The following is a 16,087-nucleotide window of genomic DNA, read 5'->3' as shown; positions in this document are numbered from 1 at the left end:
GGTGTGTCAGGCGGTGCGCAGCGTGGTCAGACGCTTGCGCGGCGGCGGGCCCGCAGGCCCAGGCCGGCCAGGCCCAGGGCCATCAGCACCCAGGTGGACGGCTCCGGTACGGCGGCGGCCTGGAAGTCGCTGATCACCAGGCCCTGGCCGTTGCCGTACTGCACGAGGAAGCTGCCGCTGCCATCGGTGGTCAGCAGCCGCGCGCCGTCGGCCACGTTGGCGAAACTGCCGAACAGGCCGCCGTCGGCCTGGATGAGCTGGAACTGCTGGCCCGCCGTGGCGACAAAGCCGTTGATGAAGTTCAGGCTCAGCAGCGTGTCGCCGCCCAGGTCCACGCTGCCGCCGACGTTGAGCGCGTCGTAGCCCGTGCCGCGCAGCAGGCCGCCCAGCTCGATGCTGAGCTGGGCGGCGCTGCTGAAGCTCAAGTCCTGCCGCACGCTGAACAGCCCCGCGCTCTCGCCCGGCGCCAGCGTGGCGGCCTGCACGGCCAGCCGTTCCACCTCGCCGTGGCCGCCGAGCGTGCCGGCGTCCACCGTCGTGCGGCCGGTGTAGGCCTGAACGCCGTTGAGCACCAGCGTGCCTTCGCCCGTCTTGAGCAGGCCCAGCTCGGACTGCAACTCGCCGATGCGACCGGCCACCACCAGCGTGTGGCCGTTGGTGTCGATGAAACCGGCGGTGTCGCCTGCGCTGCCGTCCAGCAGCAGGGTGCGCGTGGCCGCCAGCGTCAGCGAGTCCCAGGCGCGCAGGCCGCCCTGGGCGCTGCGGGTGCTCTCGCCGTCGAAGAAGCTCTTGCCGAGGACGAGCCGGTTGCCGGCCGCGCCCAGCGAGCCGTCGGCGGTAATGCCGAGCACCGCGCTGCCGAAGCTCTGCGGGTCGCCCAGCACGAGGTCGCCGGTGAAGCTGTTGTCGCGGGCCGCCAGGCGCACGTCGAACTTGTCGCCGCCGTTGCCGGGCAGGCTGCCGCCCTGGATGCGCAGCGCCAGCGGCCCCGTCAGCGTGCGCTCGATGACGACGGACTGGCCGCCCGCCACGAAGCCGGCGCCGCCCGTGCCGATCTGCAGGTTGGTGGCATTGCTGATGACCAGCGGTGCGGCGAGGCGGCTGGTGGCCTCCAGCGAGCCGTTGTCCAGGCGGATGAGGTTGGCGGCTGCGCCCAGCGCGTCGACATGGCCGACGGTGAGCCGGCTGCCGTTCATGACGTCGATGCTGCCGCTGAAGCTGTTGGCGCCGTTGAGCGTCACGCCGGCCGGCGAGAAGCCCGCGCGGCCGACGACGAGGCTGCCCTGGCCGGTGAGCGCGCCGTCCAGCGTGCCGAACAGCGGCCGCAGCGTGCCGCCGGCGCCGAGGTCCACCGTGCTGCCGGCGGCGGCATCCAGCGAGGTCATGGTCAGCACGTGGCCGCTCAGTGCCAGCTGGGCGCCATCGGCCACGGTCACGAGGTTGCGCGTGCCGAGCGCTTCGTCGGCGCCCAGCGCCAGCGTGCCCTGCTGCACCCGCACGACGTTGTCGGCGCCGGTGCCGGTGTTGGCGGTGTTCAGCGTCCAGGTGCCGGTGCCGGCCTTGGTGATGCCCAGCCCGGCGATGGGCTGGTTGAACACCACATCGAAGCCGTTGGTGTCCACCGTCATCGCGCGAAAGCTCGTGCTGCGCGTGGCGGCGATGTCCAGGTTGCCGGCTGCCACCAGCGTGCCGGGCAGCGTGAAGAAGCCGCTGGCGCGGCCGATGTTCAGCACGCCGCCGGGCATGCCGAGTTGGGCGTCGCTGTCGATCACCAGCACGGCGGCCTGGCCGCTCGCCTGCCCGGCCAGCGCCACGCCGCCGGTGTGCGTGTTGGTGCCGGTCAGCACGTAGCGGGCGGCGCCGCCGAGGTTGAGGCGGCCGTCGCCGCTGATGCTGCTGGCGATCGTGTGCGTGCCGCTGGCGCTGAGGTTGGCGGCCGTGCCCACCAGCGTCAGCGGGCGGCTCAGGTCGTAGCCGTCGGGCAGCGCCAGGCCGCCGCTGAGCGTGATGCCCTGGCCCGCGGCGCCCAGGTTGCCGTCATGGTTGAAGCGCAGCGTGGTGGTGTTGGGCTGGCCGGCGGCATTGATCGTGCCGTCGTTGAACACGCCCAGTCCGCCTGCGAACGTGTTGTTGCCGGTGACCGTGATGACGCCACCGACGAAGCTGATGCCGCCGTCGCCGCTGATGGTGCCGCTGACGGTGTTGGTGGTGCTGGCGCCGAAGGTCACGCTGCCCGTGCCGCCCTGGGTGACGATGTTGCGCGCCAGGCCGAAGCCGTCGCGCAGCACCAGCCGGCCGCCGCCGTCGAACTGCAGCACCGGGCTGGCGTTGCCGAGATAGCTCTCGCGGCCCAGGCTCAGCGTGCCCTCGCCGCGCAGCGTGATCTGGCCGGTGAAGCTCAGCGGTGCCGTGGTGCCGAGGTTCAGCGTGCCGCGGCGCACGTCCAGGTCGCGCTGGCCGCCCAGGGCGCCAGTGAGGGTGAGCTTGCCGAAGCTGTCGTCGAAGTCCACCAGCACGCGGCCGTCGCCGGCCAGGCTGGCCACGGTGGCCGAGCCGCTGGCGCCGGTGGCGCGCAGTTCGCCCGCGCCGCTCACGGCGCCGACGGTGATCGCGCCGCCGGCCGGCCGCAGCGTCAGCGCGCCGTTGCCGACGATGGCGCCGACGTTGAGCGTGCTGCCCACGCCCGACGTGGCGAGCGTCAGCGCCTGGCCGGCGCGGTCGACGCTGCCGGTCACGAAGAAGCGCACCGGCTGTGCGGTGGTGCCGTTCAGCGCCAGGATCTCGGCGCTGTCGGTCAGCGTCACCGCGCCCTGCACGGCGCTGCCTGCGACCTTGCCGAAGGGGGTTTGCACGTCGACAGCGCTGCTGCTGAGCCGCCCGCCCAGCGCGACGGGCTTGTTCAGCGTGGTCGCGACGTTGGCGCTGACGAACTGCAGCTCGCCGCCGTTCGCCACCTGCACGCCGCTGCTGCCGGCCAGCGCGCCGCCTGCGATGCCCAGCGCGGCACCGGCCGCGATGGTGGTGGCGCCGCTGAAGCTGTTGTTGCCACTCAGCACCGTGCGGCCGGACAGCGCGGCCAGCCCGCCACTGCCACTGATGTCGCCGCGCAGGAACAGCTGGCTGGTGACGCTGGGGCCGCCGCTGATCTGCAGCATGTTGTCCAGCTGCAGGTCGTTGTCCACCAGGCCGTGGCCGCTGTTGGACAGCATGCGCAGGTAGGCGCCGTCGCCCTGGAAGCGCAGCGCGTTGCCGCTCAGCATGGGTGCGGGCGCGTTGGCGCCCAGCGTCAGGCCCAGCAGCGTGACGCCGCCGGCGATGTCGTTGAACGTGGCCGGGCGCGTGGCGCTGTCCAGCAGCAGCTCGCCCCCGGGCACAGGCAGTCCGCCGGCCCAGTTGGCGGCGTTGCTCCAGTTGGCGTCGGTGGCACCCGTCCACAGGTGGACGGCGGCGCCGCCCGGGGCGGGTAGCAGGCCGATGAGCACGAGGGCGGCGGGGAGGGTGCGCAGGGCGAGGTGGCGCATGGTTCAGGTCCTCGGGGTCGGGAGATAGATGGTGGTGGCGCGGCGGCGGGCCTGGACTGCGCCCAGCGCTGCCAGGGCCAGCAAGGCCAGGCCCGGCGCCGCGGGCTCGGGAAGGTCGGCCGCGGTGTCGTGAGCCTGGCCGGTGAATAGCGTCCAGCGGCTGTCGCGCCCGCTGCCTTGGAGGCCCAGGCCGAACTCGTTGGCCAGCGGGTTGAGCAGCACGTCGCGGCTGGCTGCTCCGTCCAGCCAGGCGCCCAGCACGGCGTCCACACCTGCGAAGCCGTCCGCCACCAGCTGGCCGAGCACGGCGCCGTCGTAGCCGGCCTGTGCCGTGCGTTGCATGAGGTCACTGCCATCACTGCCCAGGAAGCCCAGGAAGTCGTGGGTCAGCATGTCCAGGCTGTGGGCCTGGCCGGCGTCGGTCAAGGCGCCGTCCAGCGCCAGGCGCTGCAGGCCCTGGCGCAGCCGCAGGTCGTTCAGCAGGCACTGGGCTCGGTCCAGGGTGGCCAGGCCGGCCGCGCAGGCGGTCGGGTCCAGCCCGGGGAGGGGCTGCGGGGTGGGCGGGGTGTCATTGCCACCGTTGTCGGCCGGCACCACCGGGTTGATCACCAGGGACCAGTACGACCGCGAGGCGCTGTCAAAACTCAGCCCCACGCCGATCTCGGTGGCCGACGTGGCGGTCAACGCGGCGCGGCTGGTGGTGTCGGCCAGCCAGAGATCCAGCAGCACCGGAGCGCTGCCGTCCGCGCCGCCCACGCCCACCAGGCCCACGGGCTGGAAGGTGGCGGCGGTGTAGCCGGCGTCCCCCAGGCGATCCAGCGCCGTCCTGCCGTTGCTGCCCACCGGGCCGGTGATGGCGTGGGCGGCCATGTCTTGCGCGGCGGCGAGCGCCGCGTCACGCATGCGGTCGTTCAGCGTCAGTGCCGCGGCGCCCAGCTGTCCGCGGGCATCGTTGATGAGCGCCAGCAAGGCCGCCTCGGCGCTGACCAGGGGCATGGCGCCAGCGCTCACGCAGAGCAGGCTGGCAGTCAGCAGTGCGATGGTGTGGCGCAGCAGCCGGACGGGGAGGAGATGGGTCATGGGTATCAGCATGTGGGGTGAGTTCAGCTGCAGGTGCGCATCAGCTGCGACGCCATCTGCCCGCCGTCGATCAGCACCAGCAGCAGGTAGCCGCTGCCCAGGCCAACGGCGCCCACGGCGCTGGCCGCGACGGCGCGGCCGGGTGTGAGTCCGCTGGTGCGCAAGTAGCGCCACCACACCCAGCCCAGCCACACGGTCAGCGCCAGCAGGCACAGCGACTCCAGCGCGCTGGCGATGAGGACCAGCGGGCGGCTCACGGTGTCCAGGTACAGGGCCTGCGCGTCGGCGAGTTGGGCGGGGTTCAGCCCAGCGACGGCGGTGCCGGTCGAGAGCTGGCCGGTCTTGGCGTCGGCCTGGCACAGCACGGTCTTGGCGCCCTCGCCCATCTGCACGGCCACCTGGCGCAACTGCTGCCAGTTGCGCGCCACGATGGGGTCGGCCATGCCCACGTTGGTCAGTGCGCCAGCCAGGGCCAGCAGCACCAGCGTCACGCCGCCGAAGCGCGCCACCGCGCCGAAGAAGCCGGCAAAGGCCTGCCGGTTGCCCAGCAGCTTGCTGGCGCCGTGCACCAGCGCGGCGGCGCCCAGGAACACGAACAGATGGCGCAGCACCAAGGCACTCTGCGCGAGCGCGCCGTCGGCCGGCACCGGCGCCAGCGGGGCCATGCTGGCCACGGGGAAGGCGATGGCCACGCCGGCCGCCACGGCGAAGGACAGGATCAGAAAGCCCACGCCGTCCTGCACGGGCTTGGCGTCCGTCGGGGCGCTGGCGGTGGCGTCCGCGCTCAGCTGCTCGGTCAGCACCTGGCTGGGGTGGGTCAGCGTGCGTGTGAACTGGCCCAGCCACAGCGGCAGCTTGGTCAGCAGGTCGTCGAGGGCTTTGGACATGGCGGGCTCCCCTTGGCGCAGCGTTGAGGTGTCAGGCTGTGCGTGTGATGGCGGCGCGGCGGCGTGCGCCCAGTGCTGCACCGCCAAGTGCGAGCACGGTCAGTGCCCATGAAGCGGGTTCGGGCACGGGCACGGTGACGACCACCGCCTCGTCCAGCCGCGTCACCGCGTCCATCCGGATGTGGAACTCGGCCGTTCCAAAGGCGCTTGGGCGTTCCGGTGCCGCGGCGAACAGCGATGGGTACCAGTCCCTCAGCGGCAACGTCGTCAGGTCGGCGTCGAAGGCCAACGAGTCCAGCGCATTGCCAAAGACGTCGAGGAAGCCGATGTGCCAACGCAAGTCGATGCGCGTGCCGAGGCCGGCGGCATCGTCCAGTGCCTGCAGATGAAACAGGCCGGGCGAGAGGCCGAACAGGTCGTAGCCCCCCGGGTCGTCGGGGTCGAACGGCGAGATGTCATTGCCCACGCGGACCGCACAGCTGCTGTCCGGCCGGCTGGCGCAGCCGGTCAGCTCGCCCGAGAAGCCGGCGAACTGGAACCTGGCGCCGGTGATGGCGGCCGCACGGGCGAGTTGGCCCTCTGCCTCCAGCGAGACCGGCGCCGCCGTGTCGAACGTGATGTCGATGCGCACGGCACCCGTGTTCAGCAGCGGCAACAAGGCATCCACCAGTGCCGGGTCATGCGGCCCGGCCGCGGTGAAGTGGCCGTCGAAGCGATAGCTCACGAGGCCGGCCTGGGCGGCGTTGAGGGCGCCGCAGGCCAGGGCCAGGCCCGCCAGACCGGCACGCAGCCGCCGCCAGCGGCGCTGCCTCGGTTTGCCGCCGGTGGACGGCGCCAGGCCGGCAGCGCGCTGTTGCTCGGCGTCACGGCCCGGCGATTCGGCCCGGGCTCGGGCGCCCAGCGTGGCCAGCAGCGCCAGCGTGCGGCGGGCCGTGGCGGGTTGCGGTTGCGCGGGGAACGGGATGGGGCGCGGGGCGTGGTTCATGGCAGTTCCATTCAGGCGGTGGGCTGGACCTTGCGGCGGCGGCGCTGCAGTGCGCCCAGGGCCACGAGGCCCGCCGCCATCAGCGCCCAGCTGCCCGGCTCGGGCACGGGCGCGGCGGTCATCACGCGCAGCGTCAGGCTGTTGGCGCCGTACTCGGTGGCAAACGTGTAGCCCTGGGCGTGGCTGAGGTCCAGGTTGGCGAACTGGCTGTTGTTCAGGCGCTGGCCCCAGGTCATCACGGTGAAGCTGTCGCCCACGTTGAAGTGCGCGCCGTCCAGCAGGTTGACGGCCAGCGTGCCGCCCAGCGTGGCGACGCCGCTGATGGTGAGCAGGTCGAAGCTGCCGGCCGTGGTGCCACCCAGGTCGACGAGGAAGGTGCCACCGGCCTGCTGCGTCAGGCCACCGATGAGGCTCAGCGTGCCGGCGTCGCTCAGGCCGCCGGCCGCCAGCGTGCCGGTGTTGGTGAGCCGGTCGGCCGCGCGCACCGTGCCGTCGCCGGCCAGCGTGCCGGCGTTGGTGAAGGCGCCAACCGTACCGTGGAGCTCGGCACCCGCGGCGAGGGTGATCAGGCCGGTGTTGCTGAATCCCGTGGACACCTGCAGCGTGCCGGCCTGCACGTCCACGGTGCCGGTGTTGTTGAAGACGGTGCCGAAGCTGCCGATGCTGGTGGTGAAGGCACCGGTCTTGATGTAGCGGCCGGTGTTGTCGAAGCGAGACGCGCTGCCACCGATGCTAATGTTGCCGCCAGCTTGGTCCAGCCAGGTGCCTTCGTTGACGAGGCGGGCGCTGGCGCCGCCATTCATGTTGATACCGGCGCTGCTGGTCTGCGTGGTGGTGCCGGCCATCACCAGCGTGCCGCCGCTGAGGGCGCTGGACGAGGCGCCCACCAGGCTCACCGCGCCTTCCAGCCGCGTGGTGCCCGTGCCGGCGAAGGTGCCGCCGGCCCAGGTGGTAGGCCCGGTGACGATGAGGGTGGCGTTGCTGTCGAGCCTGCCGCTGCCGACGAAGTTGAAGGTGTCGAACTGACTGTTGCCGCCCAGGTTGAGCCGGCCGGCGCTGATGACCGTGCTGCCGCCGAGCTCAAGACCTTGCGCGGCATTGACGATGGCGGCGCCCCCCACGCGGAAGCTGCCCAGGTTGCTGACCGACCGCCTCAAGGTCATGGTGCCGGCGCTGAATTGCAGCGTGGCGCCAGCGGCCACCGTGAACTGGCCGGGGCTGTTGCCGCCGCCAAAGAAGTCCAGCGTGCCGGCCTGCACGTCCACGGTGCCGGTGTTGTTGAAGACGGTGCCGAAGCTGCCGATGCTGGTGGTGAAGGCACCGGTCTTGATGTAGCGGCCCGTGTTGTCGAAGCGAGACGCGCTGCCACCGATGCTGATGTTGCCGCCGGCTTGGTCCAGCCAGGTGCCTTCGTTGACGAGGCGGGCGCTGGCGCCGCCATTCATGTTGATACCGGCGCTGCTGGTCTGCGTGGTGGTGCCGGCCATCACCAGCGTGCCGCCGCTGAGGGCGCTGGACGAGGCGCTCTCCAGGCTCACCGCGCCTTCCAGCCGCGTGGTGCCCGTGCCGGCGAAGGTGCCGCCGGCCCAGGTGGTAGGCCCGGTGACGATGAGGGTGGCGTTGCTGTCGAGCCTGCCGCTGCCGACGAAGTTGAAGGTGTCGAACTGACTGTTGCCGCCCAGGTTGAGCCGGCCGGCGCTGATGACCGTGCTGCCGCCCAGCGTCAGGCCTTGTGCCGCGTTGACAACGCCGGCGCGGACCTGGAAGCTGCCGGCGTTGCTCACGTCGCGGTTCAGGTCAAAGCTGGCGCCGCTGCCGGCGAAATCCAGCGTGGCGCCGCTGGCGATGCGGATCTGCCCGGTGCTGGCGCCGTTGCCGACCAGGCTCAGCGTGCCGGCCTCGACGTTGACGCTGCCGCTGTTGTTGAAGCTCAGGCCAAAGCTGCCGATGGTGGTGGTGGTGGCGCTGGCCTTGGTGAAGCTGCCCTGGTTGTCAAAAGCGCTGCTGCCGCTGTTGCCGCTCAGGCGGCTGTTGGCGCTGGCGACATCGATCCATGTGCCCTGGTTGACGATGCGCGCACCGCTGCTGGCAGACAGGCCGGTGGCGGTGCTGCCCTGCACCGTGGTCGTGCCCGCCACCTCGAGGGTCTGCCCGTTCTGCAGGGCGCTGGCATTGCCCTGGATGGCGAGCGCGCCTTCATAGCGCGTGGTGCCCGCGCCGCTGAGGGTGGCGCCTGAGAGGATGCCGGCGGCCGTCACGACCATGCGGCCGGTGTTGTTCAGCGTGCCGCTGTGGTGCAGGCCGCCCAGGCTGGCGCTGTCGCTCAGCGTGAGCGTGGCGCCGCTGTTGATGACCAGGGTGCCGGTGCCGTTGACGGTCGCGGCGGCCATCGATCGGGTGCTGCGGATCACGGTGTCGGCGCCGCCCAGCAGCACGGTGTCGCCGGCCTGGGGCAGGCCGTCGTTGCCGCTGTTCCAGTTGTTGGCCACATCCCAGAAGCCGCCGGCTGCCGCGCCCGTCCAGTTGAACGGCACGCCGGTCACGGTCACGCTCAGGCCGTTGGCCTCATACGCAGTGGCGAAGCGGTAGCCCGAGGCCTGGGAGAAGTCCAGCGTGTCGAACTGGCTGTTGTTGGCCCGCTCGGCCCAGCTCACCACGGTGAACTGGCTGCCGCGCGCCAGGCGCTCGCCGCCGGCCACGGCGAAGTTGACCGTGCCGCCCAGCGTGACGCTGCCGCTGACGGCCAGCTGGTCGGCGCTGCTGCGGCCCAGGTCCACCAGCAGGCTGCCGCTGTTGACCAGGTTGCCGATCACGTCCAGCCGGCCCACTTGCCCGATGCCGCCCGGGGCGAGGGTGCCCGTGTTGCCGAGTGCGTCCAGCGCCCGCACCGTGCCCGAGCCGGCCAGCGTGCCGCTGTTGGTGAAGCTGGTGTGGTCGACCTGCAGCACGGCGCCGCTGGCGATGCTGAGGCTGCCGACCTGGTTGAAGGCGGACTGCAGCTGCAGCGTGCCGGCGTTCAAGGCCGTATTGCCAAGCAGTTCCAGCGTGTGGCCGGCGGCCACGGTGCGCACGGTGTTGCCGTCCAGCGTCAGCGGGCCCAGCACGCGCGTGCGGCCCGCACCGGCCAGGTGGCCGTCTTCCCACACCATGGGCCCGTTCACCTCCAGCCTGCCAGCGCTGCTCAGCGTCGCGCCGCCCTGCAGCGTTAACGCGTTCATACTGCTGTCGGCACCCAGCGTGAGGCTGCCACCGTTGATGCGGGTCTGGCCGCCGAGGGCCAGCCCCGCAGCGGCGTCGACGGTGGTGCCCTGCATCAGCAGCGTGCCGCCGTTGCTGATATTGCGGTTCAGCGCATGGTTGGCGGCACCGCCCAGCTCCAGCGTGGTGCCGGAGGACAGCGCGAAGGAGCCGCTGGCCGCATCGCTGCCGCCCATCAGCCGCAGCGTGCCGAAGAACAGGTTGACGACGCCGCTGTTGTCGAAGGCCCAGTCCAACGTCGTCGTGCCAGCTCCGCTCTTGAGGAAGCTTCCGAAGTTGAAGAACGTGCCGGCGTCGACGAAATCCAGGCTGATGGAGGTGAGGTCGTTCCAGACGCCCCTGTTCGAGAGCGTGGCGCCGACGCCTCTGACGCTGACCTGCGAGCCCTGGACGGAGCTGTTGGCTCCTGCCGCCAGCGACAGGAAGCCCCCCAGCTGGTGGGAACCGCCATGGATCAACATAGCGCGCTGGACAGCCATGCCGCTGACGCTGAGTGTTCCGCCTCCCCAATCAAGTCCATCGGTGATGATGCCGCTGTTGCGGCTCACACTGACAAGGCTGGAGGGCGACACCAGACTCAAATTCTCGAAGGTGCTGGCAAGGCCCAGTTGCAGCTCTCCCGCCTCCACCGTGACGTTGCCATCGACCTCCAGGCCCGAATCAGCAGTGACCGTGCCGACGGATATCTTCAGCCGGCCACGGTTGACGACGTTGCGGCCCAGCGCATAAGTCTGCCCGGCGTGGTTGAAGTCCAGAGTCGCGCCAAGGGCCACATTGAAGCTGCCGGTGCGGCCATCGCCGCCGCCTTGCAGCCTCAGCGTGCCCTCGTTCACGGCCACGCTGCCGCTGTTGTCGAAGGCCACGCCGGCCGCCACGCTGGTCGTGAAGTTGCCGGCCTTGACGTAGTTGCCGCGGTTGTCGAAGCGGTTGGCCGGGCCGGTGGCGGATTCGATGGATCCAAGGCCGATGTCGCCGGCGGCCTGGTCGCGCCAGATGCCGGTGTTGACCAGCGTGCTGCCGCCGGTGATGTCCAGGCCGAAGTTGTCGGTCAGCTGCACGCCGCCGGCCAGTGTCAGCGTGTGGCCGCCGCTCAGCGAGCGGACGTTGAACAGCGTGCCGCTCAGCGTGGTCAGGCCCAGCACACGCGTGCTGCCGGCGCCGGCCAGGCTGCCGTTGTCCCATCGCAGCGAGCCGCCCACCTGTGTGTTGCCGTTGCCAATCAGCGTGCCCGCGACGAGGTCCAGCGCGCCCAGGTCGGCGGCGCCGTTGACCGTCAGCCGGCCGCCGGTGTTGTACAGCTGCAGCGAGTTCGTGCCCATCAGGCTGGCGATGACGTGGGTACCCTCTACCGCCGTGATGAAGCTGCCCAGCTGGACGTCGTCCAGTGCCGACGGCAGCACGCCACCGCTCCAGTTTGCGGCATCCGCCCAGCTGCCGCCCTGCGGGCCGACCCAGGTCACAGTGCCGGCGGGTGCCAGCGAGGTGGAGCTCAGCGCCAACAGCGCCAGGGCGAGGCGGGAGAGGGCGAAACGTGGGCAAAGCATGGCCATCGGTGTGCGCTGCCAACCCGTGGGTGCCCAGGCCCGCCGCCGCCGCGCCCTCTGAACGAGGGACTCGGCAACTGCCGGAATTCCAGATACTGCGGCCTCTTAAAGAGTGAGGCAGCCTGGCGCCTGGGCACCGCCCGGGCCAGCCAGGGAGGTGAGGATGGAGACATCCTGGACGGCCGATGCATCGCTGTCCTCAAGCTTCCCTGATGCTTGTCTCAAGAAGCAATTTCCTCAAATAAAACAACGAGTTATGGAGCCATTCAAACAGGGGGGTGAGGAGTTGGCCGGGCTGCCAGAGGACCTGGACAACCCGCCCGAGCAGTGGCTGATCGGTGATTGGCTGGCCGACAGCCAGCTCGATGAGCTGCGCCGCGGCAACGAAGTCATCAAGATCGAACCGCGCAATATGCGGCTGCTGGCCGCCCTGGCGCAGCGCCCCGGCGAGGTGCTGACGGTCGACGAATTGCTGACCGAGGTCTGGGCCGACCTGGTGGTCACGCAGAGTTCGGTCTACCAGGCCGTATCGCAGTTGCGTCAGGTGTTGGGCGACGAGGCCGGCCGACCGCGCTACATCGCCACCGTGCCGCGCAAGGGCTATCGGCTGGTCGCCGTGGTGGAGCCGGTGCGGGTGCCTCGGGCACCGGTGCCGGTGGAATCGCCAGCTGCACCGGCCACCGCCTCGCCACCGATACCCTTACCGGTATCGGCGCCTGAGCCTGACCCCATTTCCGCAACCGCAGCCCCACCGGCGCCGAATGCCGAGCCGGCGCCCACCCTGGCAACCGGCCCGCGCCGGCGCGCCTGGCTGGTGGGCGGCGGTGCGGTGGCGCTTGCCGGTGCAGGCGGCTTGGCGGCGTGGTGGCAGCTGGCCGGCCGGGTACTGCCCGAGAACGTGCGGCTGGCCGTGCTGCCGTTCCAGGACACCTCGGCCCACAAGCTGGAGCAGCCGCTGGCCGATGGCCTAGCCGAGCAGGTAATCGTCGCGCTGGCCAGCCACCGCCAGGTGCGCGTGCTGTCGCGGGCCACCAGCTTCCAGTTCAACAGCCCCGATGCCCTGCTGCCGCTGGCCGAGCAGCATTTCGTCACCCATGTGCTGGCGGGCGAGCTGACGCGCGGCCCGAGCCGCCTGAGCCTGAACCTGCGCCTGCACGGCCTGCCCCGGCAGCGGCTGCTGTGGCGCGAAGCGCTGGAGGTGGAGCTGGCCGACCTGAGCCGCCTGGCGCTGAGCGTGGCCAACCAGGCACTGGATGCCCTGGGTGCGGCGCCGGTGTCGGCGCCCGTGCTGCCGGCCACGCCCGCCGATGCCTACGAGCTCTACCTGACCGGTCTGCAGCACCAGCGCAGCGCGCAGTTGCCCGGCATCCTGAAGGCGCGCGAGTACTTCCAGCGCGCCATCGACCGCGACGCCGGCTTCGCGCCCGCCTACGTCGGCCAGGCCGCGACCTGGATCGCCCAGTTCCACTACGGCGGCGGCCTGGCCCTGCGCGACGTGGATGCGCGCGCCCAGCCCCTGATCGACCGCGCCCTCAAGCTGGCGCCCGAGCTGCCCTTGGCCCAGGGCCTGCAGGGCCACCTCAAGGCCAACCTCAGCCTGCATGACGAGGCGCGCCGCTGGCTGGGCCCGGCCTTGCAGCGCTCGCCCAACGACGTCACGCTGCTGACCTGGACGGCCAAGAACGAGATGGACGACGGCCATCCCGCTGCCGCCGGCCCGCTGCTGCGGCGCGCGGCGGAGCTGAGCCCGCTGGCGGTCCAGGTGCAGCACCTGGCCGGCCTGGCTGCGCTGTACGCCGGCCGCTACGCCGAGGCCCAGGCCCACTATCGCCGCGCCTTGGTACTGGCCCCTCAGCATGCCAACGGCCACTGGGGTCTGGGCCTGGTGGGCTATGCGCGCGGCCAGCTCGCCGAGGCGGTGCAGGGTTACCGCAAGGCGCTGGTCGTCGACCCCCGCCGCGACGCCCTGTGGCTGCAGCTGGGCTGGCTCTACCTCGACTTGGGCATGGCCGACGAAGCCCGCCACGCCTTCGCCCAGTCCCAGTCGCAGACGGCGCAGCCGGCCGAGACGCAGCTCGCCGGCGCGCGACTGCAGCTGGACGACGCGGCTGCGCTGAGCCAGACGCTGCAGGCCCTGCAACTGCCGGCCAGCGGTGGGCACGAGCTGGTGATCGACGCCGCGCTGCTGTGGCTCCGTCTGGGCGACCGGCAACGCGCCCGTCGCCTGCTGGAGCAGGCCGTGGGCCTGATGCTGGCCGACCCCCTGCCCGCCTGGGGCAACTGGGATGCCTTCAACGGCCGCCATGTGCTGATCGACGCGGCGGCGGTCTACCTGGGATTGGGCGAGCCTGCCCGCGCCGAGCCCCTGCTGGCCCAGGCCGAGGCCTTTCTCAAGCGCCACCGCCAGCAGGGCAACGTCTGGCACACCGAGCCCTTTCTACGCGCCCGCATCGAGGCCCTGCGCCAGCGCCCGCAGGCGGCCGTGGCGGCGCTGGAGGAGGCCGTGGGCCTGGGCTGGCGGCGCAGCTGGTGCATCGCCCACGACCCGGCGCTGGCCAGCGTGCGCGAGCTGCCGCGCGTGGCCGCGCTGCACGCCCAGGTGCAGCAGCGCGTGCAGGCCGACCGGCGCGCGCTGACCCGCGGCTGAGGCGGGCGCGGCCGATCCGGCGGGCCCGTAGACTCGCGCCCCATGAGTTCAGAACAGATCGCCTTCATCGGTGGCGGCAACATGGCCGGCGCCATTCTTGGCGGCCTGCTGCGGGCGGGGCAGGTCAAGGCGGCCGACGTGCTCGTCATCGAACCCCACGCGCCGCAGCGCGACAAGCTGCGGGCCGACTTCGGCATCGAGGCCCGGCCCGCGGGTGACGCCGCACTGGCGGGCGTTGCCACGGTGGTGTGGGCCGTCAAGCCGCAGCTGTTCACCGCGGCAGCCGAGCCGCTGCAGGCCTGGCTGGGCGGCGCGCTGCACCTGTCGGTGATGGCGGGCATCCCGTCGCAGGCGCTGGTGCGCCTGACCGGCAGCGAGCGCATCGTGCGCAGCATGCCCAACACGCCAGCCCTGATCGGCCAGGGCATTGCCGGGCTGTATGCGCGGCCGGCGGTGTCGGCCGTGGAGCGCGCCGCCGTCGAGCACCTGCTGCAGCCCACGGGGCAGACGCTGTGGGTGGAGCGTGAGGACGACCTGGACGCCGTGACGGCGCTGTCGGGCTCGGGCCCGGCGTATTTCTTCTTCTTCGTCGAGGCCATGATGGCCGCGGCACAGGACATGGGCCTGAGCGCCGAGCAGGGCCGGCGCCTCGCGCTGGCCACCTGCCAGGGCGCGGCGGCGCTGGGGCTGGCGTCGCCCGAGTCGCCCACCACGCTGCGCGAGCGCGTGACGAGCAAGGGCGGCACCACGCATGCGGCCATCACGGCGTTGCAGGCCGATGGCGTGGACGCGGCCATCCGGCGCGCCGTGATCGCCGCACAGCACCGCGCCGCCGAACTCGGCAAGGAATTCGGCTGAACCCATGGGCATCGCCACTCGCGACAGCCTGCGCGACTGGCTGCGTGCGCCGGGCTCGCTGAGCCGCCGGCTGGCGCGGCTGGGCGAGCGTTTCAGCGTGCAGGTGCTGCGCCAGCGTGTGGCGCCGTTCCGGGCGCTGGAGCGCGCCGCGCTGGGCCTGCCGCCGCGCGGGCTCACGGTGGTGCGCGAGGTCATCCTGCGCGTGGACGACCGGCCGCTGGTGTGGGCCCGCTCGGCGCTGCACCAGCGCGCCACCACGGGGCCGTGGCGGGCGGTGAAGGGCTTGGGTGCCCGCCCGCTGGCCCACCTGCTGTACGACGACGACCGCATCCGTCGCAGTGAGCTGCAGCCGCGCCGGCTCTCGCGCCACGGCCACACCCGCCGGCATGCCGAGCGCCAGTGGCTGGCTGCCACGGGCGAGGCCATGCCGGCGCAGATGCTGTGGTCGCGCAACTCGGTGTTCAGCCGCGGCGGCGCGCAGTTGCGCGTGATGGAGCTGTTCGCGCCCGAACTGCGGCGGCACCGGCCCGGGCGTTAGCGCTGACGGCGCGGTCAGCTGTCAGCGGGCTGACGCGTGAACAATGACGGTGTTTTCACCCAGTCATAAATGCGCGGTGCGGCGCATGGCGCTCATAAAATCTGCCCTTGCAGAGGGGCGTTAGACGACCTGCCGCGGACCCCGCAAAGGCAGGCACAAGAACAGTTGGGACAAACATGAAGACCCGTGATGTCGCGATCTTCACCGGCGAGCGTTTCATGGTGCCGCAGTGCATCCAGCGCATCGATCACCTTTCCACCCACGGCTGGCAGTTGCGCTACGGCGGCACCAAGCTGTACTCCGATCACAGCCAGGACGGCAGCGGCGCCAAGAAGGCACTGGTGCTGGCCACCAAGGAACTGCTCAAACGCATCGCGACGATGCCCGCACCGTCGCGCCTGCGCCGCACGCCCAGCCGCAAAAAACAGAGCGACCTGCCGTCGGGCATTTCCGGCCCCATCGTTCGCCAGCGCGCGGGCAGTCGTGTCCGTGATTGCAGCTTCGCGGTAACCCTGCCTCGCTTCGGCGACACGCCGCTGGCGCGCAGCGTCTACATCGGCACCGAGAACACCTACACCATCGAGCGCTACCAGGAGGCGCTGGCGCGCGCCGTCGCGCTGCGCGAGAAGGCCGAGGAGGCCTACCAGCGCGCCGCGACCAAGGAGCGCCGCGCCCAGGCCAAGGTGCTGAAGCAGGAGATGGCGGCCCTGCTCGGCAAGTGAGGGCGACGCCCGGTTGATGAAACCGGCTTGAACCTCGGCGCAGCGCC

At 71.6% G+C, this 16,087-nt stretch carries 9 protein-coding genes; 4 read left to right on the top strand and 5 right to left on the bottom strand.

Annotated elements, in window-relative coordinates; all coding sequences use genetic code 11:
- Positions 1–26: 26 nt before the first annotated feature.
- The 5 genes from NYO99_RS12310 to NYO99_RS12290 are packed head-to-tail and all read right to left on the bottom strand — an operon-like array spanning position 27 to position 11,275.
- Complete coding sequence (locus tag NYO99_RS12310) at positions 27–3,521, bottom strand: autotransporter-associated beta strand repeat-containing protein (RefSeq protein ID WP_268167502.1); 3,495 nt, start codon at positions 3,519–3,521, stop codon at positions 27–29.
- Positions 3,522–3,524: 3 nt separating this feature from the next.
- Positions 3,525–4,601: a CAP domain-containing protein gene (locus tag NYO99_RS12305; RefSeq protein ID WP_268167501.1), complete on the bottom strand. Its 1,077-nt coding sequence runs from the start codon at positions 4,599–4,601 to the stop codon at positions 3,525–3,527.
- Positions 4,602–4,624: 23 nt separating this feature from the next.
- Positions 4,625–5,488: a hypothetical protein gene (locus NYO99_RS12300; RefSeq protein ID WP_268167500.1), complete on the bottom strand. Its 864-nt coding sequence runs from the start codon at positions 5,486–5,488 to the stop codon at positions 4,625–4,627.
- A 31-nt stretch (positions 5,489–5,519) separates the two neighbouring features.
- Positions 5,520–6,473, bottom strand: coding sequence for a PEP-CTERM sorting domain-containing protein (locus NYO99_RS12295; protein WP_268167499.1), 954 nt, complete (start codon positions 6,471–6,473; stop codon positions 5,520–5,522).
- Between the two features lie 11 nt (positions 6,474–6,484).
- Positions 6,485–11,275, bottom strand: coding sequence for a beta strand repeat-containing protein (locus NYO99_RS12290; protein ID WP_268167498.1), 4,791 nt, complete (start codon positions 11,273–11,275; stop codon positions 6,485–6,487).
- Positions 11,276–11,531: 256 nt separating this feature from the next.
- Here NYO99_RS12290 and NYO99_RS12285 point away from each other — a divergent pair, with 256 nt between their 5' ends.
- The 4 genes from NYO99_RS12285 (at position 11,532) to NYO99_RS12270 (ending at position 16,040) form a co-directional block, all read left to right on the top strand.
- Complete coding sequence (locus NYO99_RS12285) at positions 11,532–13,922, top strand: winged helix-turn-helix domain-containing protein (protein ID WP_268167497.1); 2,391 nt, start codon at positions 11,532–11,534, stop codon at positions 13,920–13,922.
- A 42-nt stretch (positions 13,923–13,964) separates the two neighbouring features.
- Positions 13,965–14,780: a pyrroline-5-carboxylate reductase gene (gene proC / locus NYO99_RS12280; protein ID WP_268167496.1), complete on the top strand. Its 816-nt coding sequence runs from the start codon at positions 13,965–13,967 to the stop codon at positions 14,778–14,780.
- Positions 14,781–14,784: 4 nt separating this feature from the next.
- Positions 14,785–15,318 (top strand): chorismate--pyruvate lyase family protein, encoded by a 534-nt coding sequence (locus NYO99_RS12275; protein WP_268167495.1) that lies wholly within the window; start codon positions 14,785–14,787, stop codon positions 15,316–15,318.
- Between the two features lie 176 nt (positions 15,319–15,494).
- Entirely contained in the window at positions 15,495–16,040 is a 546-nt protein-coding gene (locus tag NYO99_RS12270; RefSeq protein WP_268167494.1) for a hypothetical protein, read from the top strand.
- The last annotated feature ends 47 nt before the right edge of the window (positions 16,041–16,087 follow it).

It is taken from the genome of Roseateles hydrophilus (assembly GCF_026712245.1).
Taxonomy (GTDB): Bacteria; Pseudomonadota; Gammaproteobacteria; order Burkholderiales; family Burkholderiaceae_C; genus Pelomonas; species Pelomonas hydrophilus.
Note: the sequence above shows the minus strand (reverse complement) of the source record. Positions and strands in the feature narration are given on the sequence as shown.